Annotated in this window: 23 protein-coding genes; 14 read left to right on the forward strand and 9 right to left on the reverse strand. The window is 58.6% G+C overall.

Features of this window, described 5'->3' with window-relative positions:
- From ligB to ALO80_RS19095, 3 genes are all read right to left on the reverse strand, one after another.
- Positions 1-1,239: NAD-dependent DNA ligase LigB (gene ligB / locus ALO80_RS19085; RefSeq protein ID WP_055010129.1), on the reverse strand; the 1,239-nt coding region annotated here is incomplete at its 3' end.
- A gap of 249 nt (positions 1,240-1,488) precedes the next feature.
- Entirely contained in the window at positions 1,489-2,679 is a 1,191-nt protein-coding gene (metK, locus tag ALO80_RS19090; RefSeq protein ID WP_002555698.1) for a methionine adenosyltransferase, read from the reverse strand.
- Positions 2,680-2,699: 20 nt separating this feature from the next.
- Positions 2,700-3,695, reverse strand: coding sequence for an ArsR/SmtB family transcription factor (locus ALO80_RS19095; RefSeq protein ID WP_055010130.1), 996 nt, complete (start codon positions 3,693-3,695; stop codon positions 2,700-2,702).
- Between the two features lie 259 nt (positions 3,696-3,954).
- Between ALO80_RS19095 and tkt the strand changes: the two genes are divergently transcribed.
- The 7 genes from tkt (at position 3,955) to fba (ending at position 10,453) form a co-directional block, all read left to right on the forward strand.
- A complete protein-coding gene (tkt, locus tag ALO80_RS19100; RefSeq protein ID WP_055010131.1) occupies positions 3,955-5,952 on the forward strand; it encodes a transketolase in 1,998 nt (665 codons plus the stop codon).
- A gap of 172 nt (positions 5,953-6,124) precedes the next feature.
- Positions 6,125-7,168: an erythrose-4-phosphate dehydrogenase gene (epd, locus tag ALO80_RS19105; RefSeq protein ID WP_055010132.1), complete on the forward strand. Its 1,044-nt coding sequence runs from the start codon at positions 6,125-6,127 to the stop codon at positions 7,166-7,168.
- A gap of 22 nt (positions 7,169-7,190) precedes the next feature.
- Entirely contained in the window at positions 7,191-8,354 is a 1,164-nt protein-coding gene (locus ALO80_RS19110) for a phosphoglycerate kinase (protein ID WP_055006027.1), read from the forward strand.
- Positions 8,355-8,381: 27 nt separating this feature from the next.
- Positions 8,382-8,612 (forward strand): putative periplasmic lipoprotein, encoded by a 231-nt coding sequence (locus ALO80_RS19115; protein ID WP_055010133.1) that lies wholly within the window; start codon positions 8,382-8,384, stop codon positions 8,610-8,612.
- Between the two features lie 85 nt (positions 8,613-8,697).
- Positions 8,698-8,895 carry a hypothetical protein gene (locus ALO80_RS19120; protein ID WP_054988732.1) on the forward strand — a complete coding sequence of 66 codons (198 nt, stop codon included), beginning with the start codon at positions 8,698-8,700 and terminating at the stop codon, positions 8,893-8,895.
- A gap of 52 nt (positions 8,896-8,947) precedes the next feature.
- Positions 8,948-9,274 carry an MliC family protein gene (locus ALO80_RS19125; RefSeq protein WP_054988733.1) on the forward strand — a complete coding sequence of 109 codons (327 nt, stop codon included), beginning with the start codon at positions 8,948-8,950 and terminating at the stop codon, positions 9,272-9,274.
- A 114-nt stretch (positions 9,275-9,388) separates the two neighbouring features.
- Positions 9,389-10,453 carry a class II fructose-bisphosphate aldolase gene (gene fba / locus ALO80_RS19130; protein ID WP_003372623.1) on the forward strand — a complete coding sequence of 355 codons (1,065 nt, stop codon included), beginning with the start codon at positions 9,389-9,391 and terminating at the stop codon, positions 10,451-10,453.
- Between the two features lie 176 nt (positions 10,454-10,629).
- On the opposite strand, the gene ALO80_RS19135 is transcribed toward fba, so the two are convergent.
- Positions 10,630-11,049, reverse strand: a complete 420-nt coding sequence (locus ALO80_RS19135; RefSeq protein ID WP_055006026.1) for a DUF3010 family protein — start codon at positions 11,047-11,049, stop codon at positions 10,630-10,632.
- Between the two features lie 54 nt (positions 11,050-11,103).
- Positions 11,104-11,514: a lysozyme inhibitor LprI family protein gene (locus ALO80_RS19140; protein WP_054988734.1), complete on the reverse strand. Its 411-nt coding sequence runs from the start codon at positions 11,512-11,514 to the stop codon at positions 11,104-11,106.
- A 227-nt stretch (positions 11,515-11,741) separates the two neighbouring features.
- On the opposite strand from ALO80_RS19140, the gene ALO80_RS19145 reads away from it, so the two are divergent.
- The 6 genes from ALO80_RS19145 (at position 11,742) to etfB (ending at position 19,486) form a co-directional block, all read left to right on the forward strand.
- On the forward strand, positions 11,742-12,719 hold the full coding sequence (locus ALO80_RS19145; protein ID WP_004880223.1) for a dipeptidase: 978 nt from the start codon (positions 11,742-11,744) through the stop codon (positions 12,717-12,719).
- A gap of 83 nt (positions 12,720-12,802) precedes the next feature.
- Positions 12,803-13,333: a DUF5943 domain-containing protein gene (locus ALO80_RS19150; RefSeq protein WP_054988735.1), complete on the forward strand. Its 531-nt coding sequence runs from the start codon at positions 12,803-12,805 to the stop codon at positions 13,331-13,333.
- 15 nt (positions 13,334-13,348) lie between these two features.
- Positions 13,349-15,409, forward strand: a complete 2,061-nt coding sequence (gene dgcA / locus ALO80_RS19155; protein ID WP_054988736.1) for a dimethylglycine demethylation protein DgcA — start codon at positions 13,349-13,351, stop codon at positions 15,407-15,409.
- A 99-nt stretch (positions 15,410-15,508) separates the two neighbouring features.
- Positions 15,509-17,470, forward strand: coding sequence for a dimethylglycine demethylation protein DgcB (dgcB, locus tag ALO80_RS19160; protein WP_055010134.1), 1,962 nt, complete (start codon positions 15,509-15,511; stop codon positions 17,468-17,470).
- Positions 17,470-18,690, forward strand: coding sequence for an electron transfer flavoprotein subunit alpha (gene etfA / locus ALO80_RS19165; protein WP_055010135.1), 1,221 nt, complete (start codon positions 17,470-17,472; stop codon positions 18,688-18,690). The genes dgcB and etfA overlap by 1 nt, the downstream gene beginning before the upstream one ends.
- A complete protein-coding gene (gene etfB, locus ALO80_RS19170; RefSeq protein ID WP_055010136.1) occupies positions 18,680-19,486 on the forward strand; it encodes an electron transfer flavoprotein subunit beta in 807 nt (268 codons plus the stop codon). Before etfA ends, etfB begins: the two co-directional genes overlap by 11 nt.
- Positions 19,487-20,074: 588 nt before the next feature.
- On the opposite strand, the gene ALO80_RS19175 is transcribed toward etfB, so the two are convergent.
- Together ALO80_RS19175 and gbcA are read right to left on the reverse strand one after the other, a co-directional pair.
- On the reverse strand, positions 20,075-21,907 hold the full coding sequence (locus ALO80_RS19175) for a fibronectin type III domain-containing protein (protein ID WP_055010137.1): 1,833 nt from the start codon (positions 21,905-21,907) through the stop codon (positions 20,075-20,077).
- A gap of 184 nt (positions 21,908-22,091) precedes the next feature.
- The gene (gene gbcA, locus ALO80_RS19180) at positions 22,092-23,390 is read right to left on the reverse strand and encodes a glycine-betaine demethylase subunit GbcA (RefSeq protein ID WP_054988741.1); all 1,299 of its coding nucleotides are present in this window, start codon (positions 23,388-23,390) and stop codon (positions 22,092-22,094) included.
- Between the two features lie 309 nt (positions 23,391-23,699).
- On the opposite strand from gbcA, the gene gbcB reads away from it, so the two are divergent.
- Positions 23,700-24,800 carry a glycine-betaine demethylase subunit GbcB gene (gene gbcB / locus ALO80_RS19185; RefSeq protein WP_055010138.1) on the forward strand — a complete coding sequence of 367 codons (1,101 nt, stop codon included), beginning with the start codon at positions 23,700-23,702 and terminating at the stop codon, positions 24,798-24,800.
- Between the two features lie 217 nt (positions 24,801-25,017).
- Here the strand turns inward: gbcB and ALO80_RS19190 are convergent, their stop codons facing one another.
- On the reverse strand, positions 25,018-25,284 hold the full coding sequence (locus ALO80_RS19190; RefSeq protein ID WP_054988743.1) for a hypothetical protein: 267 nt from the start codon (positions 25,282-25,284) through the stop codon (positions 25,018-25,020).
- A 123-nt stretch (positions 25,285-25,407) separates the two neighbouring features.
- A complete protein-coding gene (locus tag ALO80_RS19195; RefSeq protein ID WP_054988744.1) occupies positions 25,408-25,638 on the reverse strand; it encodes a DUF6124 family protein in 231 nt (76 codons plus the stop codon).
- Positions 25,639-25,645 lie beyond the last annotated feature (7 nt).

Below are 25,645 nucleotides of genomic sequence, written 5' to 3' on the forward strand. Positions count from 1 at the left end.
GCCCGGCGTGGCTTGCCAGCAGCTCAACGCATGAAAGTCTTCGGCGTTCGGGATGATCATTTCAGCGCGTTCGGCGGCCCGCGATATCACTCCGTCAAGTCTTGGAATCGTCAACCCGGCCAGACTCACGGCGATCTGATCGCCGGGCCTGATATCCAGTTTTTGCCAGCGCTGCAGCGAACCGGTGCTGATGCGACTGACGATACGGTCGTCGAGGCGCACTGGCGTCAGTTCCAGGACCGGCGTAATCCGGCCACTGCGACCGATATTGAAGCTGACCTTGCGCACCTCGGCCAGCGCCTGGGCGTAAGGATGCTTCCAGGCCGCGATCCAGTAAGGCGCAGTGGCTTGCCAGCGCTGCATGGGTGGTCGCTGGCCCTGACGGATGATCACGCCATCGGTAGCGAATGGCAGTGGGTTGCGATACCAGTGCTCGCGCCATTGCGCGGCCTGGGCATGATTTTCCAAGGGGTGCGTGTAAGCTTCGCTGTCCTCAAAACCCATGGCTTGCAGGCCTGCGAGTCGTTGCGGCATGTCGGCAGGCCCGCTCGGCCAGTCCCAGACGAACAGGCCGATGGCATCGGCCTGCTGTGGGCTGATCGTCTGCCGCGCCAATAGCCCTGCGACTTTGCTGCGCGCATTGACGCTGCCTGCTGCTGCCTGCACATGATCGGCCAGCCGCCAATAGAGTTCGCCTTGCAGAATCACAGCGTCCTGCTGGGGCAAGTGCTTGGGAATGGCCTTTATGAATCGCGCCTGCGAGGTCCAATCCTGGCCTTTGAGCCCATCCCCCCGGCTGATCGCCTGGGTCAGTCTGCCCTTGTCGTAGACCAGCGTAACGGCTACCCCATCGACCTTGGGTTGAACCCACACGTCGCTTCGGCCCTTGAGCCATCCCATGACACTTTTATCATCTGCCAGCTTGCTGACGCCCGTGTGCGGAACAGGATGCGCCAGCGGGCCAGACGCGGTTTTCAAAGGGTGATCGTCAATCGCCGCAACGGCAAAGCACAATCGCCAGGCGTCCAGCTTCAGTCGTGACTGATCGTAAAGCGCGTCCGGGATCTGCGAAATGCCACGGCGATGGTAACTGTCGTCCCATTCTGCGATCTGCTGCTGCAGGGCCGCGATCTCGATGTCTGCCCTGGCGGGGGACCAGTCGGGGCACTGGCTGGCATGGCCGAGAGGGGTGAGGAGTATCAGAAAGGCGCAGGTCATCAGGCGTAAGGCAAACGGCATCGAAGCATCCTTGCGTTAGGAATGGGCTCGATGAGGCTAGTTGCTGATGCGCTGTGCAGACGAATGGCCTGGTTACCGGGTTTTGCCATCGCACCGGGCGGCGCATTTGAAACCGGACGTGGAGCGTCCAGAACGGTGTATCGACGCGGAGCGTCGGCACGATAGTTACGGGACTATCGTTCCGCACGCCCTCGGACAGACGAAAAAAAGCCCCGGACGACCAGGTCGTCCGGGGCTTTTTGCAGGGTGTTACAGGCCGGCAGCTGCGCGCAAGGCGTCGGCGCGGTCGGTTTTTTCCCAGGTGAAGGCGGTGAAGGTGTCATCGCCAACAGTCATTTCGACCGGCGTACGACCAAAGTGGCCGTAGGCCGCAGTGGCCTGATACATCGGGTGCAGCAGGTCGAGCATGGTGGTGATCGCGTAGGGACGCAGGTCGAAGTTGTCGCGAACCAGCTTGATGATCTTGTCGTCGGACAGCTTGCCGGTGCCGAAGGTGTTCAGCGAGATCGAGGTCGGCTGAGCAACGCCAATGGCGTAGGAAACCTGGATTTCGCAACGCTCGGCCAGGCCGGCAGCCACGATGTTCTTGGCAACGTAACGACCTGCGTAGGCGGCCGAACGGTCAACCTTCGATGGGTCCTTGCCGGAGAAGGCACCACCACCGTGACGGGCCATGCCACCGTAGGTGTCGACGATGATCTTGCGGCCGGTCAGACCGCAGTCGCCTACCGGGCCACCGATGATGAAGTTGCCGGTCGGGTTGATGTGGAACTGGGTGTCCTTGTGCAGCAGGTGCGCCGGGATGACGTGCTTGACGATCAACTCCATCACGCCTTCACGCAGGTCCTTGTAGGACACATCCGGGTTGTGCTGAGTCGACAGCACGATGGCGTCGACGCCGACAACCTTGCCGTTTTCGTAACGGCAGGTGACCTGGGATTTTGCATCCGGGCGCAGCCACGGCAGCAGGCCGGACTTGCGGGCTTCAGCCTGGCGCTGCACCAGCTGGTGAGAGAAGGTGATCGGCGCTGGCATCAGCACGTCGGTTTCATTGCTGGCGTAACCGAACATAAGGCCCTGATCGCCAGCGCCCTGATCTTCAGGCTTGCTGCGGTCAACGCCCTGAGCGATGTCTACCGACTGCTTGCCGATGATGTTCATCACGCCGCAGGTCGCGCCGTCGAAACCGACGTCGGAGCTGTTGTAGCCGATGTCGAGGATGACGTTACGCACGATGTCTTCCAGATCGACCCAGGCCGAAGTCGACACTTCGCCAGCGATGATCGCGACACCGGTCTTGACCAGTGTTTCGCACGCTACACGGGCGTATTTGTCTTCAGCGATGATGGCGTCCAGAACCGCGTCGGAAATCTGGTCGGCGATCTTGTCCGGATGCCCTTCGGACACGGACTCGGAGGTGAAAAGTGAGTATTCGCTCATCTCTACGGGTTTCCTTCATTTTACCGATGGTGAGTGTCGCCAGCCGGTCGCTGAAAATGGCGAACCTGGATCTGGAAACCATTACGTAAGCCTACATAGAGGCTTTCCCCGGGAACTAGCCCCGCAGCGATGGCCCAATGGGCCAGGTCTTCCTGCTCGAAACCTAACCAGAGATCGCCACAGGCCTCCCTGGCCCAGCTCTGGTCATGACTACACAATTCTGTTACCAGCAAGCTACCGCCGGGTTTTACGTGTTCGGCCAGTTGCCTCAGGGCTTCGGCCGGTACTGCGAAATGGTGCAGCACCATGTTGAGGACGACGCAGTCGGCACTGACTTTAGCGTCTGTCAGTGCATCGGCCAGTCGCAATTCGACGTTGGCCAGTGACTTGCGCTCGCAGACGCCACGTGCCAGGTCGAGCATCACCGGGCTGTTGTCCATCGCGATGACCTGCCGGAAGCGTCGAGCCAGCTCTGGCAGAAAGCCGCCGTCACCGGGGCCTACTTCCAGAGCCGTGGCCTGCGCGCCGAAGCTCAGTTTGTCGAGCAATGTCAGCAGGCTCTCGCTGTACTGCGCCAAACCGGCGATCAGGTCCTGCTGGGCGCGAAACTTTTCTGCGGTGCGGGCAAAGAAATCCTGACTGGCCAAGGCACGTTGCCGATGCACCAGACCGATTCGGCTCCGTACATCGTCCGGCAGGTCCAGCGTATCCACTTCATCAAGCAGCGCCGCATGCAGTCTGCCGCCCGGTAAATCGGTATGAGGCAGGGCGCGGCGGTAGAAAATCGCGTTGCCTTCGCGCCGTGTGGCTACCAGATCAGCCTGCGCCAGCACCTTGAGGTGGTGACTCATGCCGGACTGGCCAATGGCAAAGATCTGCGCCAGTTCAAGTACGCCGAACGAATCATTGGTCAGCACACGCAGCACGTTCAGCCGCAGAGGGTCGCCGCCGGCCTTGCACAATGCAGAGAGGTCGTCGCATGCATCATGGCGAATTGCAGGTACACGCAGGTTCATAGCTGCGCAGTCTAGAGAGCGATCCGGAGTGCCGCAAGGGCAATATCAAAAAGTTTTGATATTGCTGGATGGATGGCACCGGTCAGCCATTGTGAACTTGTCGCGCTGACGGACGATCAAGTCTTTGCAGGCCAAATAATGTCCGTAACGCGGGAAAAAAGCCTATGGTCGATTATCTGTCATTGCCCCCGGCCCGTCCCTGAGGGAAAATGACCTTCTTTTTTCTCAGTCCTATTTCTTAATTCCCAGGAGATCAGCGATGCCAAGCCGTCGTGAGCGTGCCAACGCTATTCGTGCCCTCAGCATGGATGCCGTGCAAAAAGCCAACAGCGGCCATCCGGGTGCCCCTATGGGCATGGCGGATATCGCCGAGGTTCTATGGCGCGATTATCTGAAGCACAACCCCGCAAACCCTGCATTTGCCGACCGTGATCGTTTCATCATGTCCAATGGCCACGGCTCGATGCTGGTCTATTCGCTGCTGCACCTGACCGGTTATGACCTGTCCATCGACGACCTGAAAAACTTCCGCCAGCTGCACAGCCGCACACCGGGTCACCCGGAGTTCGGTTATACGCCTGGTGTCGAGACCACTACCGGTCCGCTGGGTCAGGGGTTTGCCAACGCTGTGGGTTTCGCCGCTGCCGAGAAGACCCTCGCCGCGCAGTTCAACCGTCCAGGCCATTCCATCGTTGATCACCATACCTACGTGTTCATGGGTGATGGCTGCATGATGGAAGGCATTTCCCACGAAGTCGCTTCGTTGGCGGGCACGCTGCAACTGAGCAAACTGATCGCGTTCTATGACGACAACGGCATCTCCATCGATGGCGAAGTGGAAGGCTGGTTTACCGACGATACGCCGAAGCGCTTCGAGTCCTACGGCTGGCTGGTCATCCGCAATGTCGACGGTCACGACCCCGAAGAAATCAAGACGGCCATCGATACCGCACGCAAGAGCGATCAGCCAACCCTGATCTGCTGCAAGACCACCATCGGTTTTGGCTCGCCTAACAAGCAGGGCAAGGAAGAGTCCCATGGTGCTCCACTGGGTGCCGACGAAATCGCCCTGACCCGTGCGGCGTTGAAATGGACCCACGGTCCTTTCGAAATTCCGGCTGATATCTACGCCGAGTGGAATGCGAAAGAAAAAGGTCTGGCTGCCGAAGCCGAGTGGGATCAGCGTTTTGCCGCGTACTCCGCCGCGTTCCCCGAGCTGGCCAACGATTTCATCCGTCGCATGAGCGGCGAATTGCCTGCCGATTTTGCCGAAAAATCAGCAGCCTACGTAAACGACGTCAACGCCAAGGGCGAGACCATCGCCAGCCGCAAGGCCAGCCAGAACGCGCTGAGCGCACTGGGCCCGTTGCTGCCGGAAATTCTGGGCGGTTCGGCCGACCTTGCCGGGTCCAACCTGACCATCTGGAAAGGCTGCAAGAGCATTACCGGCGAAGACCCTAACGGCAACTACCTGCATTACGGTGTTCGCGAGTTCGGCATGGGCGCCATGATGAACGGTATCGCCCTGCACGGCGGCTTCGTGCCTTACGGCGCAACCTTCCTGATCTTCATGGAATACGCTCGCAACGCGGTGCGTATGGCTTCGTTGATGAAGAAGCGCGTGATCTACGTGTTCACCCATGACTCCATCGGCCTGGGCGAAGACGGTCCGACTCACCAGCCAATCGAGCAATTGACCAGCCTGCGCACCACGCCGAATCTCGACACCTGGCGTCCGGCGGATGCCGTGGAATCGGCAGTGGCCTGGAAACACGCTATCGAGCGCAACGATGGCCCGTCGGCGTTGATCTTCTCGCGTCAGAACCTGACTCATCAGGCGCGTGACGAGAAGCAACTGTCCTACATCGCGCGTGGCGGCTACGTGCTGCGTGACTGCGCTGCCGAGCCTGAGCTGATCCTCATCGCAACCGGTTCTGAAGTCGGTCTGGCTGTGCAGGCGTATGACAAGCTGACCGAGCAGGGGCGCAACGTTCGTGTGGTCTCCATGCCGTGCACCAGCATTTTCGAAGCTCAGGACGCTGCGTACAAGCAAGCTGTTCTGCCGCTACAGGTCAGCGCGCGTATTGCCATCGAGGCGGCTCACGCCGACTACTGGTACAAATACGTGGGCCTGGAAGGTCGCGTGATCGGCATGACCACCTTCGGCGAGTCGGCACCTGCATCAGCGCTGTTCGAAGAGTTCGGCTTCACGCTGGAAAACGTCCTGAGCATTGCTGACGAGCTGCTGGAAGACTGATCAGCTGCTTGATGGTTTGTGTTTGATGGTTTGTGTTTGATTTTGTGGGAGCGGACTTGTCCGCGAATGCAGCAACTCGGTAAATCAGCTACACCGAGTGCTCCCATTCGCGGACAAGCGAAGCTTCGCCCGGTCCGCTCCCACATGATTGTTATTTCCTGGCGAAAATTTCATGCCCCAGCCCCGCCCTTATAAAGTTGCTCTGAACGGTTACGGCCGGATTGGTCGTTGTGTCGTTCGTGCATTGTGCGAGCGCGGGGCCAGGGCCGGGTTTGAAGTGGTTGCCATCAATGATCTGGCCGACATGGCCAGTCTCGAATACCTCACGCGTTTTGACTCCACACATGGCCGGTTCCCCGGCGAAGTGCGGGTCGAAGGGCAATATCTGCACATCAATGACCATCGCATCAGGGTCTTGCGCAGCGCAACGCCGGAAGACATCGACTGGGCCGGGCTGGAAGTCGATCTTGTGCTTGAGTGTTCCGGTGTCTACAACACGCGCGAAGACGGTCAGCGCTTTCTGGATGCCGGTGCGCCGAGGGTGCTGTTCTCCCAGCCGATGGCCAGCGAGCGGGATGTCGATGCCACCGTGGTGTTCGGCATCAACCAGCAAAGGCTCACCGGCCACGAGCTGCTGGTCTCTGCCGCCTCGTGCACCACCAATTGCAGTGTGCCGCTGCTGCGCTTGCTGGATCAGGCCATCGGCCTTGAGTACATCACCATTACGACCATCCACTCGGCGATGAATGATCAGCCGGTGATCGACGCTTACCATCACGAGGATCTGCGCCGTACCCGCTCGGCGTTCCAGTCGATCATTCCGGTGTCCACCGGTCTGGCGCGCGGAATCGAGCGGCTGCTTCCGGAACTTGCCGGCCGAATTCAGGCCAAAGCTGTTCGTGTGCCGACCGTGAATGTGTCGTGTCTGGACATTACCTTGCAGATGTCGCGAGACACCGATGCGGTCGAGATCAACCGCATCCTGCGCGAGGCCGCCACCAGCGGCCCGCTCAAGGGTTTGCTGGCCTACACTGAGCTGCCGCACGCCAGTTGCGATTTCAACCATGACCCGCATTCGGCGATTGTCGATGCGAGTCAGACCCGCGTTTCCGGTCCCAGGCTGGTCAATCTGCTGGCCTGGTTCGATAACGAATGGGGTTTTGCCAATCGAATGCTCGACGTCGCCGATCACTTTCTGCGCGTCGCTGACCAATAACAGTAAAAAAACAGGAATGCTCATGACCGTCTTGAAGATGACCGACCTCGATCTGCAAGGTAAACGTGTACTGATCCGCGAAGACCTCAATGTCCCGGTAAAGGACGGCGTTGTCAGCAGTGATGCACGTATTCTTGCTTCGCTGCCGACCATCAGGCTGGCATTGGAAAAAGGCGCGGCCGTCATGGTCTGCTCGCACCTGGGCCGTCCGACCGAGGGCGAATTTTCTGCCGAAAACAGCCTGAAACCGGTTGCCGACTATCTGAGCAAGGCGCTGGGTCGTGACGTTCCGCTGGTGGCGGATTATCTGGACGGTGTCGACGTGAAAGCGGGTGATGTCGTCCTGTTCGAGAACGTTCGCTTCAACAAGGGCGAGAAAAAGAACGCCGACGAGCTGGCGCAGAAATATGCGGCTCTGTGCGACGTGTTCGTGATGGACGCTTTCGGCACCGCTCACCGCGCAGAGGGTTCCACTCACGGCGTAGCCAGATTTGCCAAGGTTGCCGCTGCCGGTCCGTTGCTGGCTGCAGAGCTTGAAGCGCTGGGCAAGGCTCTGGGCGCGCCGGCCCAGCCAATGACCGCCATCGTTGCCGGTTCCAAGGTCTCTACCAAGCTGGACGTACTCAACAGCCTGAGCGGGATCTGCAATCAGTTGATCGTAGGCGGCGGCATTGCCAACACCTTCCTGGCTGCTGCTGGTCACAAGGTCGGCAAATCGTTGTATGAACCTGATCTGCTCGACACTGCACGTTCCATCGCTGCCAAGGTCAGCGTGCCATTGCCGACCGATGTCGTGGTCGCCAAAGAGTTCGCCGAGAGCGCTGCCGCTACCGTCAAACTGATCGGTGAGGTTGCCGAGGACGACATGATTCTCGACATTGGCCCGCAAACTGCTGCGCATTTCGCCGAATTACTGAAATCTTCCGGGACTATCCTGTGGAACGGTCCGGTCGGCGTGTTCGAGTTCGATCAGTTCGGTGAAGGCACCAGGACGCTGGCCAAGGCCATCGCCGAAAGCCAGGCGTTTTCCATCGCGGGCGGTGGCGACACGCTGGCGGCCATCGACAAGTACGGTGTTGCACAACAGATTTCCTACATTTCGACCGGTGGCGGTGCGTTCCTCGAGTTCGTGGAAGGCAAGGTTCTGCCAGCGGTGGAAGTGCTCGAACAACGCGCCAAGGCTTGAATGAAAGCTTTGGACAAGGAGTGGTCAATGGTCAGGGCGTTACCGTGGTTTCTCATCGCAGGTTTACTGGCCGGTTGCGCGGGCAGGCCTGTGGCTGAAGAGGTGGAGAGCGACTCCCCGACCCAACCGCTCCAGTTGAGTTGCTATCAGGCGGGCTGGCAGGCCGAAACCGTGCCTGTGGTTTACAAGCGCGGTGGCCCGGAGGTGTGGGATCGTTATGAATTCATGCCCAGAACAGGCAACGTAGGGTGTCTGTGAGTCAGGTCTGAAACCCGTTGGCAACATTGACGGGCTTCGGCGGTCTTTAAAGAGTGGATATATTTCCGGGGAAAGGAGTTTCGCCATGAAGATCGCTGCCCTGGCTCTGATGAGCTGCGTTGTACTGGCTGGTTGTACCGGTTCTGGTTCGCGTGCCAAGACCTGTCAGATATTCAGCCCGGCCTCCGTGAATGTGCCGACGACCGAGAACAGTCAGCGGGTCGAAGCGCATGTCACCGGCGAGCCGGCCGACGACCGTAAACAGGAACAGAACTGCCCCTGAGCGTTGAAATGACCGGCATATGCCGTATTTCGCAGGGCAGCCAGGAGACGTAATGAAAGGCGTGATTGCCCTCGGGGTTTTGGCAGTGCTCGGCGGTTGTTCAAGCATGAGCACACCGCAACAGAATGACCCGTGGAATCGTTGGGTGTGTGACAGCAATGCAGAGGTCAACTGGCGTTACATCGATTCGGCCAAAAAGGAAGTCGATGTGCGTCTGAATCAGAGCGATCAGGTGTTCAGGCTCAAGGCTGAACCCGGCGCTGCCAGCGGAACGCTTTACAGCAACAACGTGTTGGCATTCGTCAACAAGGGTAGCGAAGGCCTGATCTACTGGGACGCTACCAACGATCTGATCGGTCGCGGCTGCAAGGCCAGATAATTCGGATCTCGGGCACACACGCACGGCCTTCGTGGCTGAGCTTATAACTTGAATGGCAGCCGCCACTACGGCAGGCTTGCTCGATTAACGACCCTACCGGGAGAGAGACAGACAATGGCACTTATCAGCATGCGCCAGATGTTGGACCACGCAGCCGAATTCGGCTATGGCGTTCCAGCTTTCAACGTAAACAACCTGGAACAGATGCGCGCCATTATGGAAGCGGCCGACAAGACCGACTCCCCGGTGATCGTCCAGGCTTCTGCCGGTGCCCGCAAATACGCCGGCGCGCCGTTCCTGCGTCACCTGATCCTCGCCGCCATCGAAGAGTTTCCGCACATCCCGGTGGTCATGCACCAGGACCACGGCACCAGTCCTGACATCTGCCAACGCTCGATCCAGCTGGGCTTCAGCTCGGTCATGATGGACGGTTCGTTGCGCGAAGACGGCAAGTCTCCGGCCGACTATGACTACAACGTCGACGTTACCCGTCGCGTCGTATCCTTTGCTCACGCCTGCGGCGTTTCTGTGGAAGGTGAGCTGGGCGTGCTGGGTTCGCTGGAAACCGGTATGGCCGGTGAAGAAGACGGCGTTGGTGCGGAAGGTGTTCTGGATCACAGCCAGATGCTCACCGACCCTGAAGAAGCCGCTGACTTCGTCAAGCGTACCCAGGTCGATGCTCTGGCCATCGCTATCGGCACCAGCCACGGTGCTTACAAGTTCACCAAGCCGCCTACCGGCGACATCCTGGCGATCGAGCGCATCAAAGAGATTCACAAGCGAATCCCGAACACTCACCTGGTGATGCACGGTTCTTCTTCCGTTCCGCAGGAATGGCTGAAGATCATCAACGAGTTCGGCGGCGACATCAAAGAAACCTACGGTGTGCCGGTCGAAGAAATCGTCGAAGGCATCAAGCACGGCGTGCGCAAGGTCAACATCGATACCGACCTGCGCCTGGCGTCCACCGGTGCAATCCGCGAATTCATGGCCAAAAACCCGAGCGAGTTCGACCCGCGCAAATACCTGGCCAAGACTGTCGTGGCCATGCGTGATGTGTGTATCGCGCGTTACGAAGCGTTTGGCACTGCCGGCAACGCCTCGAAGATCAAACCGATCTCCCTGGACGCCATGTTCGAGCGCTACGCGCGTGGCGAACTGGATGCCAAGGTCAACTGAGTTGACCAGGCACTGAAGAAACCCGCAGAAATGCGGGTTTTTTTATGTCGGGTCAGAAGTAACTGCGCGGCGAATGAATGTGACGCGGAGCGTCACGAACTGCATTCCCACGCTGGAGCGTGAGGAACGATAATCCCCGCTATCGTGCAGACGCCCTGCGTCCTCTCTTGAAGCGCTTAAACGCTCTTCATCATCCCCGCACACGCCGCCTTGTACGCTTCGTGCTGATACTTGTTCAGGGTGTCGGGCAGGGCGAAGGTGTGTTTCTTGTTCTGCGCATTGACGGTCTGCGGTGAGATCAGCACCACGTTGCAATCGGACATCAGTTGAAAGATGGTTTCGATCTTGAAGGTGGTCGGGCCGCCAGCGAATTCGCCTTTCTTGCTGCGCTTCTTGATAACCACATGGCTGATGCCGTTTTCACGCACGAAACCGGCAAGTTGCGTGGAGAAGGCTTTGACGTTGGCGGCCTCGTCATCGTCCTCCAGTGCAAGCTTCTTCGTGGCGAGCGGCAAGTGCTCGATGTCGCCATTACGTCGAGTGGCGAGGGCGAAGATGGCTTCGCTGCCTTTGATTTCTACACCGCAAATAATCATGAGAAAACCTGATGAGCTCGTTCATAAAAGAGGCAGGTTATCTCATCGTAGACGTTATTCCTGCGCTATCGACTCCAGATACTCCGAGCGTTCATCGCTCATGCGCGCAATGCAGTCATTCTCACTGATGGTGAATGCCTTGCTGCCCGCAGCAGAGGGAAACACCTCGACGGCGCAATCGGCATCACGCAGCTTCTCCCAGGCTTGCTGGGCAGTCTTGAGTTTGCTGGTAAAGTCGTTGAACTGAGTCTTGTTGGCGACGAACTGGGACTGAACCCGTTTGAGCAGATTGTCGAAGTTTTCCTTGAGCAACTGCTCGGCCGTAGTGCGGCTGTAAACCGAACATTCCAGTGTCTGCTTGTCGTCCTCTACACCGTCGCACGGCGATGCATCCGGATTCTGAGCTGCATGCGCGCCTGTCACGGCTGTCGTCATCAGGGCCAGGGTCAGGAAAAACGTTTTCATCGAGTCGCTCCGATCCATTGATAGGCTGGATTCTGTCTCAAGCGCGAGACAATGAACAGGTTTACGACACTGCAAGACGATGCGCCGTCACCCTTTGTCGCATCTTGACGCTTTCGGCAAACCCCCTGTCGTTTTTGCACCCGGTTCTCCCGACCCTCCGGCATATGCTGACCCCATTAGCGCCGACAGCCGATTCGGTGCGCCAGAATCAAAAAGGGGACAGCCTGATGAGCCCAGCCGAATTGCACGCCGACAGCATCGTTATTGACGGGCTGATCATCGCCAAGTGGAATCGCGAGCTGTTTGAAGACATGCGCAAGGGTGGCCTGACCATGGCCAACTGCACCGTGTCGGTATGGGAAGGCTTTCAGGCCACCATCAACAGCATCTGCACCAGCCAGAAGCTGATGCGTGAAAACAGCGATCTGGTCATGCCGGTGCACACCACCGCCGACATTCGCAAGGCCAAGGAACTGGGTAAGACCGGGATTCTCTTCGGCTTTCAGAATGCACATGCTTATGAAGACCAGATCGGCTACGTCGAGATCTTCAAGAAGCTGGGCGTTGGCATCGTGCAGATGTGCTACAACACCCAGAATTTGGTAGGCACCGGCTGCTATGAGCGTGACGGCGGACTGTCGGGTTTCGGTCGTGAAATCGTTGCTGAAATGAACCGGGTCGGGGTGATGTGCGACTTGTCCCACGTCGGTTCGAAAACCTCGGAAGAGGTCATTCTCGAATCGAAAAAGCCGGTCTGCTATTCCCACTGTCTGCCGTCCGGCCTCAAGGAACATCCGCGCAACAAGTCCGACGCCGAGTTGAAGTTCATTGCCGACCACGGCGGTTTTGTGGGGGTGACCATGTTCGCGCCATTTCTGGCCAAGGGCATCGAATCGACCATCGACGATTACGCCGAAGCCATCGAATACGTGATGAACATCGTAGGTGAGGACGCTATCGGCATTGGTACTGACTTCACCCAGGGCCACGGCCAGGATTTTTTCGAATACTTGACCCACGACAAGGGCTATGCCCGTCGCCTGACCAACTTCGGCAAAATCATCAACCCGCTGGGCATCCGCACCGTGGGCGAATTTCCCAATCTGACTGAAACGCTGCTCAAACGGGGTCATCCCGAACGCGTGGTGCGCAAGATCATGGGTGAGAACTGGGTCAACGTTCTGGCCGACGTCTGGGGCGAATAACCCGCCAGCCATACCTTATCGAATTGAACCCCCACGGCTCTTGAGGCGGTGGGTGTAACCCGAATCATCTGGAGTTTGACCCCATGGCTAAAATCGCCCCGCAACTGCCCATCGAAGTCGACAGCGAAACCGGCGTCTGGACCTCCGATGCGTTGCCGATGCTGTATGTGCCCCGACATTTCTTCGTCAACAACCACATGGGGATCGAAGAGGTTCTGGGCGCTGATGCCTACGCCGACATCCTCTACAAGGCGGGTTACAAATCAGCCTGGCACTGGTGCGAAAAGGAAGCTGAATGCCACGGCCTGCAAGGCGTAGCCGTGTTCGAACACTACATGAAGCGTCTGTCGCAGCGTGGCTGGGGACTGTTCAGCATTCAGGACATCGACATCGAGAAAGGCACTGCCAGCGTGAAGCTGGAGCACTCCTGCTTCGTGTATGTCTACGGCAAGGTCGGGCGCAAGGTCGATTACATGTTCACCGGCTGGTTCGCCGGGGCGATGGATCAGATCCTTGCAGCCAGTGGCAGCTCGATTCGCACGGTTGCCGAGCAGGTCTACGGTGGCTCCGAAGAAGGTCATGACGACGGACTGTTTGTCGTCAAGCCGCTGTAAATCGAGGATCGCGTTATGGCTTTCGAAGCGATGTTCCAGCCGATCCAGATCGGCAAGCTCACTATCCGCAATCGTGTGCTCAGCACCGCGCACGCCGAGGTGTACGCCACCGACGGCGGCATGACCACGGATCGTTATGTGAAGTATTACGAGGAGAAAGCCAAGGGCGGCATCGGTTTGGCCATTTGCGGCGGCTCTTCAAGCGTTGCCATCGACAGCCCGCAAGGCTGGTGGAAGTCGGTCAACCTGGCGACCGACAGAATCATCCCGCATTTCCAGAACCTTGCCGATGCCATGCACAAGCATGGCGCCAAGATCATGATCCAGATTACCCACATGGGTCGTCGCTCGCGTTGGGATGGCGATCACTGGCCTACCCTGATGTCGCCATCCGGCATTCGCGAGCCGGTTCACCGGGCGACCTGCAAGACCATCGAGCCGGAGGAAATCTGGCGCGTGATCGGCAACTATGCCAGCGCTGCGGCCCGCGCCAAGGCCGGTGGCCTGGACGGCGTCGAATTGTCGGCGGTGCACCAGCACATGATCGACCAGTTCTGGAGCCCGCGGGTCAACAAGCGTACCGATGAGTGGGGCGGCAGTTTCGAGAACCGCATGCGCTTCGGTCTGGAAGTCATCAAGGCAGTGCGCAAGGAGGTCGGCCCCGACTTCTGTGTAGGGCTGCGCATCTGCGGCGACGAGTTCCACCCCGATGGTTTGAGCCACGAGGACATGAAGCAGATCGCCAGGTATTACGACGAGACCGGCATGATCGACTTCATCGGTGTGGTGGGCTCGGGTTGCGACACTCACAACACCCTGGCCAACGTCATTCCGAACATGAGTTATCCACCGGAGCCGTTCCTGCATCTGGCGGCCGGGATCAAGGAAGTGGTCAAGGCTCCTGTGCTCCACGCGCAGAACATCAAGGACCCGAATCAGGCAACGCGGATTCTGGAAGGCGGCTATGTCGATATGGTCGGCATGACCCGAGCGCACATTGCCGACCCGCACCTGATCGCCAAGATCAAGATGGGGCAGATCGATCAGATCAAGCAGTGCGTCGGTGCCAACTACTGCATCGACCGTCAGTACCAAGGGCTGGACGTGCTCTGTATCCAGAACGCCGCCACCTCCCGCGAATACATGGGCGTGCCGCACATCATCGAAAAATCCGCCGGGCCGAAGCGCAAAGTCGTGGTGGTCGGTGCCGGTCCTGCCGGGATGGAAGCTGCACGGGTGTCTGCCGAACGCGGGCATGACGTAACCCTGTTCGAAAAGAAGGACTTCATCGGCGGGCAGATCACTACCGCGTCGAAGGCACCACAGCGCGACCAGATCGCGGGCATTACGCGCTGGTTCCAACTGGAGCTGGCGCGCCTGAAGGTCGATCTGCGTCTGGGGACCGCAGCCGATGCTGCAACCATCCTCGACCTGCGTCCGGACATCGTGGTGCTGGCGGTAGGCGGACATCCGTTTCTGGAGCAGAACGAACACTGGGGCGCGGCAGAAGGGTTGGTAGTCAGCAGTTGGGATGTGCTGGATGGCAACGTTGCGCCGGGCAAGAATGTGCTGGTCTACGACACGATCTGCGAATTCACCGGCATGTCGGTAGCCGATTTTCTGGCCGACAAAGGCAGCCAGGTCGAGATCGTCACCGACGATATCAAGCCGGGCGTGGCGATTGGCGGTACCTCGTTCCCGACCTACTACCGCAGCATGTACCCCAAGGAAGTGATCATGACCGGCGACATGATGCTGGAAAAGGTCTATCGCGAGGGCGACAAGCTGGTGGCGGTGCTGGAAAACGAATACACCGGTGCCAGGGAAGAGCGAGTGGTCGATCAGGTGGTGGTGGAAAACGGTGTGCGTCCTGACGAGGCGATCTACTACGCGCTCAAGGAAGGATCGCGCAACAAGGGCCAGATCGACATCGACGCGCTGTTCGCCATCCAGCCACAGCCTTCGTTGAGCCAGCCGGGTGACGGTTACTTGCTGTTTCGTATCGGCGATTGCGTGGCGCAGCGTAATACCCACGCGGCGATCTATGACGGCTTGCGGCTGTGCAAGGATTTTTGACGGCAGCTCAGGTTCTTGACTCCAGGCGGCCAGTAAAAGCCTTCTCAGTGCTTTTTCTGGCGGCTTGAAGCCTGCAGCTCGCGTCTTGAGGGCAACTCAATGCTAGACACCCTTCTTCCGATCCTGCTGTTCAGCGCCATGGCCCTTGCGGCGCTGGGTGCCTGGCGTCGGGTAACCCTGTGGCGCAACGGTCGGCCTTCTAAAGTCGATTTGCTCGGCGGGCTGCTGGCCATGCCCAAACGCTATATGGTCGATCTGCACCACGTGGTTGCGCGTGACAAATACATTGCCAATACCCACGTTGCCACAGCAGGCGGCGCGGTAGCTTCGATTGTGCTGGCGATTCTGGTGCACGGTTTCGGTCTGCATAATCGCGTGCTCGGCTATGCGTTGCTGCTGATGACGGCGGTGATGTTTGTCGGCGCGGTGTTTGTCTATCGCCGTCGTCTCAATCCGCCTGCGCGTCTGTCGAAGGGGCCGTGGATGCGCCTGCCGAAAAGCCTCATGGCGTTTTCCGCAAGTTTTTTTCTGGTCACCTTTCCGGTCGCCGGGTTTCTCCCGGAGCACTTCGGCGGATGGCTGGTGGTCGCGGTCCTCGGGCTTGGCGTTTTGTGGGGCGTGAGCGAGCTGTTTTTCGGCATGACCTGGGGCGGCCCGATGAAGCACGCTTTCGCCGGAGCCTTGCACCTGGCCTGGCACCGTCGTGCCGAGCGCTTCGGTGGCGGACGCTCCACCGGGCTGAAGCCGCTGGACCTGAATGATCGCACTGCGCCACTGGGCGTGGAAAAACCCAAGGACTTCACCTGGAATCAGCTGCTGGGTTTCGATGCCTGCGTGCAGTGCGGCAAATGCGAAGCGGCCTGCCCGGCGTTTGCGGCAGGCCAGCCGCTGAACCCCAAGAAGCTGATCCAGGACATGGTGGTCGGCCTTGCCGGTGGCACCGATGCAACATTTGCCGGCAGTCCGTATCCATCGCTGGACGGCAAAGGCAAGCCGCTGGGCGAGCATGGTGGTAATCCGCATCAGCCCATCGTCAACGGGCTGGTGGACGCCGAAACGCTGTGGTCCTGCACCACGTGCCGTGCCTGCGTCGAAGAGTGTCCGATGATGATCGAGCATGTCGATGCCATCGTCGACATGCGCCGTCACCTGACCCTCGAAAAGGGCGCGACGCCGAACAAGGGTGCCGAAGTGCTGGACAACCTGATCGCCACCGACAACCCCGGCGGTTTTGCACCGGGCGGACGAATGAACTGGGCGGCCGATCTGAACCTGAACCTGCTCAGTGAAAGAAAGACTGTGGACGTATTGTTCTGGGTGGGCGATGGCGCATTCGACATGCGCAATCAACGAACCTTGCGCGCCTTCGTCAAAGTCCTCACGGCGGCCAGGATAGATTTCGCCGTATTGGGCCTCGAAGAGCGCGACAGCGGTGATGTAGCGAGGCGTCTGGGTGATGAGGCAACCTTTCAGATGCTTGCCCGACGTAACATTCAAACCCTGGCAAATTACCGTTTCCAACGCATCGTCACCTGCGACCCGCACAGTTTCCATGTGCTGAAAAACGAATACGGCGCGTTTGGCGGCGACTATCAGGTGCAGCATCACAGCACCTTCATGGCCGAGCTGGTGCGCGGCGGCGCTTTGAAGCTGGGCCAGCACAAAGGCACCAGCGTGACTTATCACGACCCCTGTTACCTGGGCCGCTACAACGGCGAATACGAGGCTCCCCGTGAAGTGCTGCGTGCACTGGGGATCGAGATCAGGGAAATGCAGCGCTCGGGTTTTCGTTCCCGCTGCTGTGGCGGCGGTGGCGGCGCGCCCATTACGGATATCCCCGGCAAACAGCGGATTCCCGACATGCGCATGGACGACATCCGTGAAACTGCTGCCGAGCTGGTGGCTGTAGGTTGTCCACAGTGCACGGCAATGCTTGAAGGCGTTGTCGAACCGCGACCGCTGATCAAGGACATCGCTGAACTGGTAGCCGATGCGCTGGTTGCGGAAGTTATCCCCAGCCCATCCGCTCCCGCCAGACGTGAACCTGCGGAGGTAAATTGATGAGTGACGTAATCCGCCGTGACCCTCGCGCCGAATGGATCGCCCGCAATCGACTGCACCCGCTGCATGCGGCCATGCAACCTGCACAAACTACCTGGATGGGACCGAATGGCCTTATGCGCAAGAACGTGCATGGCCTTGGGTTCATCGGCCCCGGCGGAATCAAGCGCATCGACCGCAGCGGCGCGCAGCAGGGCGGGGCGGTCAAGCGTTCGGCGACCGCAGCTGTGCAATTGCCGCTGCATATCATCAGTGAGCCGGCATTTTATATCAGTGTGGTTCCCGACATGGTCGGCGGCCGCCTGAGCAGCCACGATCGCGATCTGCTTGGGCTTGCGCGTCAGTTGGCGGGGGCCGAGGGGGCTGTGCTGGTGATCGTGTTCGGCGAGCATAAAGAAACTGGATTCGACACGGCCGGGGTGGATCGCCTGCTGCTCATCAACGGCACCGAATTCGACGGTTATTCACCGGAGCAACGCGTACAGGGCCTGCGCGCTGTGGATAACCAGTTCAGCCCGCGCCATTGGCTGCTGCCGGACAGCCGTACCGGCGGTGGCGAACTGGGAAGACGTTTTGCCGCCAGCATCGGCGAGCGACCCGCAACGCGGGTCTGGCAGGTCAAGGATCAGCTGTGCATAAGCCGCGCAGGTGCAGGCCGCGAAGACCTGACTCGGCCTGTGGCACGCTTGATTCTGGCCGCCGTGGAATGCGCCGAACCGGTCAGCGAAACTCGACACGAGGTTGTGTCCGTCGAGTTATCCACACGGGTGGCGCGCAGCCTGCCGCGTATCGAGGATCTAGGGGCTGTAGCCGTCGATCCTGGAGTTATCCCTATGGCCGAAGCCGAATTTATCCTGTCCGGCGGCAACGGAGTCAGGGACTGGGACCTTTTTCATCGCGCCGCTGCGGTTCTCGGCGCTACCGAGGGTGCGTCCCGGGTAGCGGTAGACGATGGGTTCATGGGCCGCGAACGTCAGGTCGGAGCCAGTGGCACCTGGGTCACGGCAAGGGTTTATGTCGCGATCGGTATCTCCGGGGCCATTCAGCACCTGCAAGGTATCGGTGCCTGTGACAAGGTCATTGCGATCAATCTGGATGCGGGGTGCGACATGATCAAGCGCGCTGATCTTTCGGTCATCGGTGATGGTGCCGAGATCCTCACCGCGTTGATCGCAGCGGTTGAAGCCTGGCGTAGCGGGGAGAAACGTGATGCGGCTTGAATCCGGGAATTTATCTGTGGATAAACCTGTTTTGCAGATCATCAGTCTGGTGTCCATTGGGGCGCACCCGACATCGGGTCGCGCACGTCGCGCCGAACAGGATGCACGCGCTGTCGAGCTGGGCCTGCAACTGGCTGGGGATAACTTGCAGGTGTTGCACGCCGGTAATCCTGAAGAGCCAGCATTACGGGCTTATCTGGGAATGGGCTTGAGTGAGCTGCATGTACTGGAGCAGCCGGACGGTGCCGATGCGCTGGTCGCTTTGACGGACTATATCCGTGGTTCTGCCGCACAGGTGGTGTTGAGCGGCAGCCAGGCGGAAACGGGAGAAGGATCGGGCATGTTGCCGTTTTTGCTGGCTGAAAGGCTGGGCTGGCCACTGGTAACTGGCCTGGCCGAAGTCGAGTCGCTGAATAATGGCACCGCCCTGGTGCTGCAGGCTCTCCCTCGTGGCCAGCGTCGTCGCCTTCAGGTTCGTCTGCCGTTTATAGCCACTGTGGATAACGCGGCTCCCAAACCCCGGCAAAGTGCATTCGGGCCGGCGCAACGTGGAGGGCTGGCCGTAGACAAGCCAGAGGTAATCATGGATGACTTGTTCACAGCCCAATCGCTACAGCCCGCCAAACCGCGACCCAAGCGTCTCAAGGTGATCAAGGCCAAGAGCGGTGCAGACCGTATGAAAGCGGCTACCGCCAAAGCCAGCACGGGGACAGGGCTTGTGCTGAAGGGCTTGTCGTCCGAGGAAAGTGCAGCGGCGATCCTGAAGCTACTGGTCGATGAGGGTGTGGTGCGGTGACACAGCAGACTTACACACATTATGTGTGCGTGCAGTTGTGGATAACGTGTTTGCTGATCGCTCGACCCCGCGAATTACGTGGCTCTGAAGGCGGTGATCATAAAATGATCAGATTTGATTAACAGTATTTGACCCTGAGTGTGGATAAACAGGCCCTCTCTGGAGAGACATTACGTAATTGCCCACAATCTCTGTTGGTGTGCCTGTGGGTAAGTTGTTCATGATTGCCTGAACGCCTTTGTTTACGAGGCCTTTAGAGGTTTGTACGAAAAACGATCAAAGCTTGGCGTATGGTTTGGCAGAGGCTTCTCAAAGCGGCGCAGGGGTGTGGATTCAGGATTTCTCCAGAGCGTTACTCTGCTGAGCAGCGTTATCCCCAATGCTTGTTGGTGCCTCTGTGGATAAAGTGTTGGTGTCTGCCTGCAGCCTTTGAAATACGGGCTGTACAGTGAGTTGGTTGAAAAGTAACCAGCTCATCTGTATGCCCTATTCAGTCACCTGGATGAGTTGCTTAATCATTCATGCAAGTATGCTTTATTACCGGGAAGATTAGTTGCTCCCCGGTAATGCCGTTTGAGCAGTGAGTGTCTAGAACCAGTCGACCTCCCCAATCAATTTCCACAATGCCTCAATGTTAGGTTGGTCTGGCGCCCATTCAGGTATTGATGGGTGGGCTTGAAGACACTCGTAGATAAAATCATGATGGATCACCCGATGGCTCTTCTGGTACTGCACGCCTGGTGCCCACACCGTAACATCACCGCCGCTCGCGAATTCAGTCGTGACGGTCAGAGGGTCGCTTGCATCGGAAAAACGGTCATTTGGGCTCTGCGCGATAATCTTGTAACTGTACTCAGTTGAAGGAGCGAGTCCAGCGTCGGTATAAGTGGTTTGTGGCGCGACGACAATAGCAATCCGCATCTCATTCCGGTAAACAAGATACTGCCTGATGCGCCCCGCAGGGGCTTTCCACTCAAAGGACACGCTGTAAGGAGTGATCGCCGTTGCGTTAAGATCAGTGGGTTTTGATGGCGTTTGATCCTGATCCATGTATACCTTCAGCACTGGGGACAGGTCTGATGTGTTCCCTTCGGTGTCAGTCGCGCTGATCCGATACTCGTAGACAGCGCCAGATGAGACATCTCTATCGACAAACGGTGGTGCCGCTGGATTGCCTATCAGCTTGTCGTTTTTGAACAGATTATAGACCCGGATCTGGTGTGCACCTTCTGAAAGGCGCCATATCAGCGTTACCGAATCCCTTGTATGCATTGACAATGTGAGATCAGCAGGTGCTGAAGGTTTCTCGGGCGCAGGCGTTTCGCCCCCGGTAAGGTAGCCGTAGCGGTTCGCAAACTCCCAGTCGTATTCCTTGCCGGTCTTGTCCTTGCCAGCATCCCAGTTGACTGACCAGGTCATCAGACCGCGAATCGGGTTGCCTTCGGCTTCCAGTCTGTCCAAGGCGTATTTCACGTCCTCGGCGTTGATCACATAGCCGGTTGCGGCACCGTCATTATTGGAGGGTAAACCGATAGCAAACTTGTTTGCCGGAATTTTCGTGAAGCCGCGCGTACCGTGGATCAGGCTATCGGTCAGGTAATAGAGGAAGCTTTTCTTGTGCGCATCATTGTTTTGCGTCACCCATAGATTGAGCTCGTCAACCCATATGCCATCGCCGCCCTGATTGTAGTATTGAGGTGCGATGAAGTCGTAGACCCCTTCCAGTGCATCGATGTAAGCAAGGTATGCGCCGCCACTTCTAAAGGACGTGAGCAAGGCTAAGGCTTCTTTCAGAAAAGGAAAGAAGATGATGATTTCTTTCAGCAGCGGCGTCAGCAGAGGAGTATCGCGAGCAGGAGCCCTCAGATAAGGAAACTCTGGGGCCATGCTGATAATGAAGTGCTTGCCTTCGGTCTTGTAATATTCACGCACCATTCTCAGTGCAGCGGGTAATACCGTCCGATTATCCGCAAAGGTAATAGCGGACTGTTCAAGATCGATGTCCAGGCCGTCAAAACCGTAGACTTCGACCAGACGAATAATTTCATAGGCCAAGGGTTCCTCTTGGCCCGCATGCAGCTCAATATGCGCATCAGCCCCGCCAAGAGAGATCAGCACCGCACGGCCTTGTGCATTCAGCGCTGCCACCTGGGCGCGAAATGCGTCATCACTCAGGTTGTAAGGCTTGAAGGTCGGGATGCCGGCGCCTGTCATGAAGGCCACCGCCACTACGTTATAAGCTTCCTTGATGTCTGTCAGGGCCATCTCTTTGAACAGACCCTGCTGGTAACCCTGGCCTGGTTGAGGTGCCCAGTTATGCCAAAACCCCATGAGGATGTTTTTCCCGGATATATCCGTCATGTCCGAGGCTGCGTCGATGTTGGGGTTCTTGTATTGCGCGATGACTTTCTTGTCGAGCATGGTTCGTGTCTCCGTCCGTTGGATTGACTTCAACGGGAGTTGATCACGAAGTTTTTTTTCACGTAACTGTCAGAAATGACGGTGTCGGCGGGAAGCTATTTGTGCAGGCGTGGCCAGGGCAGACTCACTTCGTGAATGAAATGAGTCTGCCCTGGAGGAACGGGCGCGTTGGCGGGACAACTTCCTACTCGTGATTGACCGCCACGCCCTTCAGATACGGTGCAGGCTCCGCGCCAAGATTTTCCAGCATGCGTGAGCTGTACCAATCGACGAAGTTGACCACGCCGAACTCATAGGTCTTCGAGTAAGGCCCGGGTTGGTAGGCCGTTGAGTTGATGCCGCGCTGGTTTTCTTCGGCAAGGCGACGGTCCTGATCATTGGTGGCATCCCAGACCTGCCGCATGCGTTCAACGTCGTAATCCACACCCTCGACCGCATCCTTGTGGACGATCCATTTGGTGGTGACCATGGTCTCCTGTGCACTGATTGGCCACACCGTGAACACGATGATGTGATCGCCCATGCAGTGGTTCCAGGAGTGCGGCAGATGCAGAATACGCATCGACCCGAGGTCCGGGTTCTGGATGCGGCCCATCAGTTTTTTGCAGCCGACCTTGCCGTCCAGGGTCATCGACACTGTGCCCTTGAGCAGCGGCATGCGCACGATACGGTTACGCAGGCCGAAGCTGGCGTGGGCGTAGGGGATTTTCTCTGCATCCCACGCCGCGGCGGAGGCGGCGACGTGATCCTTGAAAGCCTGATCGGCACGCGGGTCTGTGACATCGTCCCATTCCAGCAGTGTCTTGAGCAGCTCGGGGTGCGAGCCGCCGCAGTGGTAGCACTCGCGGTTGTTCTCCAGTACCAGCTTCCAGTTGGCTTTTTCCATCAAGGTGGTCTGCACAGCCACCTTGGTGTTCTCCATATCATAGGGTTCCATGTAATGCCGCAGTGTCGCCAGGAACTCATCGATGGCAGGCGGATTCTCGGCAAGACTGATGAATATGTACCCGCCTGCTGTCTTCACGTGCACCGGCTTGAGCCCGAACTGCTTCATGTCGAAGTCGTCGCCCATTTCAGTGCCCGCATACAGCAGGCGCCCGTCCAGCTCATACGTCCACTGGTGGTAGTGGCAAACCAGTTTGGCGACCTTGCCTTTCTCGGCAGTGCACAGCCGTGAGCCGCGATGGCGGCAGACGTTGTGGAACGCATTGACTGCACCGTCCGGACCGCGCACGACCAGGATCGGGTTCTTGCCGATCTGCAATGTCAGGTAATTGCCCTTGGTCGGGATTTCGCAGGTCATCCCGGCAATCAGCCACTCCTTGTGAAAGATCTCCTGCATGTCGATTTCAAACAGTCGGTCATCACTGTAGAAAGGCTGCGGCAGCGAGTACGTGCGCTCACGATTCTGCAGCATCTCGGCAGTGGCCTTGCGTGCAGGTTCCAGCGGATCGCCCAGGCTCAAGGTTGCGGTGACGTCCATCGATTAAATCCCTCATGACCGCGTCATGGGCGGCCTGCGAATGTGGCTGATACGGGTCTGATTGCGTTGCGCGCTTGACGATGAATCAGTCGATCATGCTCATGACCCTTGAGGGCGAGTGTGGAGCCGGGCGCGCAGTGAACCTTATCCATGGGCGACATGGCCGCATCCGTTCCCGACGCGACGGGCCTTGTTGGACGGGGCTGGTCGCGGTAAGTACGTGAATGTCGTTGATAGGTAAATGGTCGCCTTGCGCGTTACGCAGAATCCGCAGCATGAGAGGCCGACAGTCGGCCGTGGAGATCGAGTATGTCCCAAAGTTTCCTGAGCCCGGTGACAACCCAGACATGGGCCAACGGTCGCCACCTGGTACGTGTCGTCAAAGTCATCCAGGAAACCTGGGACGTACGCACCTTCTGTTTCATGGCCGATCAGCCGATCATGTTCTTCTTCAAGCCAGGGCAGTTCGTGACTCTGGAGCTGGAAGTCGACGGCTTACCGATCATGCGCTCGTACACCATCTCCAGCTCGCCGTCGGTGCCCTACAGCTTTTCGATCACCGTCAAGCGCGTGCCGGGTGGCAAGGTCTCCAATTACCTGCACGACACGCTGACTGAAGGGCAGGAATTGGCGGTGCACGGGCCGGTCGGGCTGTTCAATGCCATCGACTTCCCGAACCCGAAGATTCTTTACCTCAGCGGCGGCGTCGGCATCACGCCGGTGATGTCCATGGCGCGCTGGTTCTATGACACCAACGCCAACGTCGACATGGTGTTCGTGCACAGCGCTCGCTCACCCAAGGACATCATCTACCATCGCGAGCTGGAGCACATGGCGTCGCGGATCGACAACTTCAGCCTGCACCTTGTGTGTGAAAAGCACGGGTTGGGCGAGCCGTGGGCCGGCTATCGCGGCTACCTGAACCAGAAAATGCTCGAGCTGATGGCGCCGGATTTCATGGACCGTGAGGTGTTCTGTTGCGGCCCGACGCCGTATATGACAGCGGTCAAGCGTCTGCTGCAGGAAAACGGTTTCAACATGGCGCAATACCATGAAGAGTCGTTCGGCGCGACGCCGCCTGAAGCCAGAGCCGATGCTGTCGAGCAGGCCGAAATCGCTGCCGACGCGCCAGACATCGATGCCGCCGATCTGCATCAGGTGGAGTTCACCGACACCGGCAAGAGCATCCGCGTGGCACCGGGCGAAACCGTCCATGCCGCCGCCGCCAAACTCGGCCTGATGATCCCCAAAGCCTGCGGCATGGGCATCTGCGGGACCTGCAAGGTGATGAAACTGAGCGGCGAAGTAGAGATGGAACACAACGGCGGCATTACCGACGAGGACGTCGCGGAGGGGTACATTCTGTCCTGCTGCAGCGTTCCGAAAGGGGACGTACGGATCGAGTATTGAGCGCGTCTGACGCACTGCACGTTCAGGACAGAACGCAGAGCGTCCGGAAACTGCATGCCCACGCTGGAGCATGGGCACGATAGCGTTCTCTCGGACATTTATCGTTCCGCACGCTCCGGAGCGGAATGCCTCTCGTGACGCTCTGCGTCACAAATCTTCGCCTCGGCGCAAACCTGGGGAGAGGGCAGCGGCTTTTTTCAGCTCATGAGCAACAAGGTCATGATCCACTGTGACTCTGCCTGTAAGCCGCCAGTGCGGGCAGCAGTTGCTGGTCGATGGCCTGGCGTACGGCGGGGAGGAGGGTGGCGCTGCCGGTCAGGAGCTGTTCTACCAGACGTCGCAAGGCTGTAGCACGTTCCGCATTCAGGCCGCAGACGGCGTTCGCGCAGGCTTGCTCAGCGGTTGCGCCACCGGGTGCTTCGAAGCCCAGGGCTCTGAGTTGGCCGAGCAGGTCTTCCTGGTCTATCAAATCTGCATGCATCATGGCGTCTGTTCCTGTGATCGGGCTTTTTTCCGATTCTGGTAGGGCAACCTGCCAAGGGCAAGTCCTGTACGTCGTGCATGGCAGGATTGACTACAGGTGCGTCGTTTTCAGTTCAGTTCGCGGTCATTGGGTTTGCAGGTTTTCTATCGTGTTGTCGACCATGACTTTCGCCATTTCCACCAGATGCATGATGGTAAGCGTCATGTCGCGCTGTGCGCCGGTCATGCTGTCGCTGAATTCATAGGCGCTGGTGGCGGCGCAGCGCAGCAGATCGCTGGCATGCATCAGGGCGTCTTCGTGGCTGACGTCGGGGCTGGCGCTGTAAAGGGGTGGGTCGGGGACGATTTTCAACATGTGATGT

This window comes from Pseudomonas caricapapayae (assembly GCF_001400735.1).
In the GTDB taxonomy this organism is placed as follows: Bacteria; Pseudomonadota; Gammaproteobacteria; order Pseudomonadales; family Pseudomonadaceae; genus Aquipseudomonas; species Aquipseudomonas caricapapayae.

What these genes read in the sequence shown, in the direction of transcription:
- metK (WP_002555698.1), bottom strand. Translation starts at nt 2,679, where the DNA reads ATGAGCGAATACTCACTTTTCACCTCCGAGTCCGTGTCCGAAGGGCAT.
- ALO80_RS19095 (WP_055010130.1), bottom strand. Translation starts at nt 3,695, where the DNA reads ATGAACCTGCGTGTACCTGCAATTCGCCATGATGCATGCGACGACCTC.
- tkt (WP_055010131.1), top strand. Translation starts at nt 3,955, where the DNA reads ATGCCAAGCCGTCGTGAGCGTGCCAACGCTATTCGTGCCCTCAGCATG.
- epd (WP_055010132.1), top strand. Translation starts at nt 6,125, where the DNA reads ATGCCCCAGCCCCGCCCTTATAAAGTTGCTCTGAACGGTTACGGCCGG.
- ALO80_RS19110 (WP_055006027.1), top strand. Translation starts at nt 7,191, where the DNA reads ATGACCGTCTTGAAGATGACCGACCTCGATCTGCAAGGTAAACGTGTA.
- ALO80_RS19115 (WP_055010133.1), top strand. Translation starts at nt 8,382, where the DNA reads ATGGTCAGGGCGTTACCGTGGTTTCTCATCGCAGGTTTACTGGCCGGT.
- ALO80_RS19120 (WP_054988732.1), top strand. Translation starts at nt 8,698, where the DNA reads ATGAAGATCGCTGCCCTGGCTCTGATGAGCTGCGTTGTACTGGCTGGT.
- ALO80_RS19125 (WP_054988733.1), top strand. Translation starts at nt 8,948, where the DNA reads ATGAAAGGCGTGATTGCCCTCGGGGTTTTGGCAGTGCTCGGCGGTTGT.
- fba (WP_003372623.1), top strand. Translation starts at nt 9,389, where the DNA reads ATGGCACTTATCAGCATGCGCCAGATGTTGGACCACGCAGCCGAATTC.
- ALO80_RS19135 (WP_055006026.1), bottom strand. Translation starts at nt 11,049, where the DNA reads ATGATTATTTGCGGTGTAGAAATCAAAGGCAGCGAAGCCATCTTCGCC.
- ALO80_RS19140 (WP_054988734.1), bottom strand. Translation starts at nt 11,514, where the DNA reads ATGAAAACGTTTTTCCTGACCCTGGCCCTGATGACGACAGCCGTGACA.
- ALO80_RS19145 (WP_004880223.1), top strand. Translation starts at nt 11,742, where the DNA reads ATGAGCCCAGCCGAATTGCACGCCGACAGCATCGTTATTGACGGGCTG.
- ALO80_RS19150 (WP_054988735.1), top strand. Translation starts at nt 12,803, where the DNA reads ATGGCTAAAATCGCCCCGCAACTGCCCATCGAAGTCGACAGCGAAACC.
- dgcA (WP_054988736.1), top strand. Translation starts at nt 13,349, where the DNA reads ATGGCTTTCGAAGCGATGTTCCAGCCGATCCAGATCGGCAAGCTCACT.
- dgcB (WP_055010134.1), top strand. Translation starts at nt 15,509, where the DNA reads ATGCTAGACACCCTTCTTCCGATCCTGCTGTTCAGCGCCATGGCCCTT.
- etfA (WP_055010135.1), top strand. Translation starts at nt 17,470, where the DNA reads ATGAGTGACGTAATCCGCCGTGACCCTCGCGCCGAATGGATCGCCCGC.
- etfB (WP_055010136.1), top strand. Translation starts at nt 18,680, where the DNA reads ATGCGGCTTGAATCCGGGAATTTATCTGTGGATAAACCTGTTTTGCAG.
- ALO80_RS19175 (WP_055010137.1), bottom strand. Translation starts at nt 21,907, where the DNA reads ATGCTCGACAAGAAAGTCATCGCGCAATACAAGAACCCCAACATCGAC.
- gbcA (WP_054988741.1), bottom strand. Translation starts at nt 23,390, where the DNA reads ATGGACGTCACCGCAACCTTGAGCCTGGGCGATCCGCTGGAACCTGCA.
- gbcB (WP_055010138.1), top strand. Translation starts at nt 23,700, where the DNA reads ATGTCCCAAAGTTTCCTGAGCCCGGTGACAACCCAGACATGGGCCAAC.
- ALO80_RS19190 (WP_054988743.1), bottom strand. Translation starts at nt 25,284, where the DNA reads ATGATGCATGCAGATTTGATAGACCAGGAAGACCTGCTCGGCCAACTC.
- ALO80_RS19195 (WP_054988744.1), bottom strand. Translation starts at nt 25,638, where the DNA reads ATGTTGAAAATCGTCCCCGACCCACCCCTTTACAGCGCCAGCCCCGAC.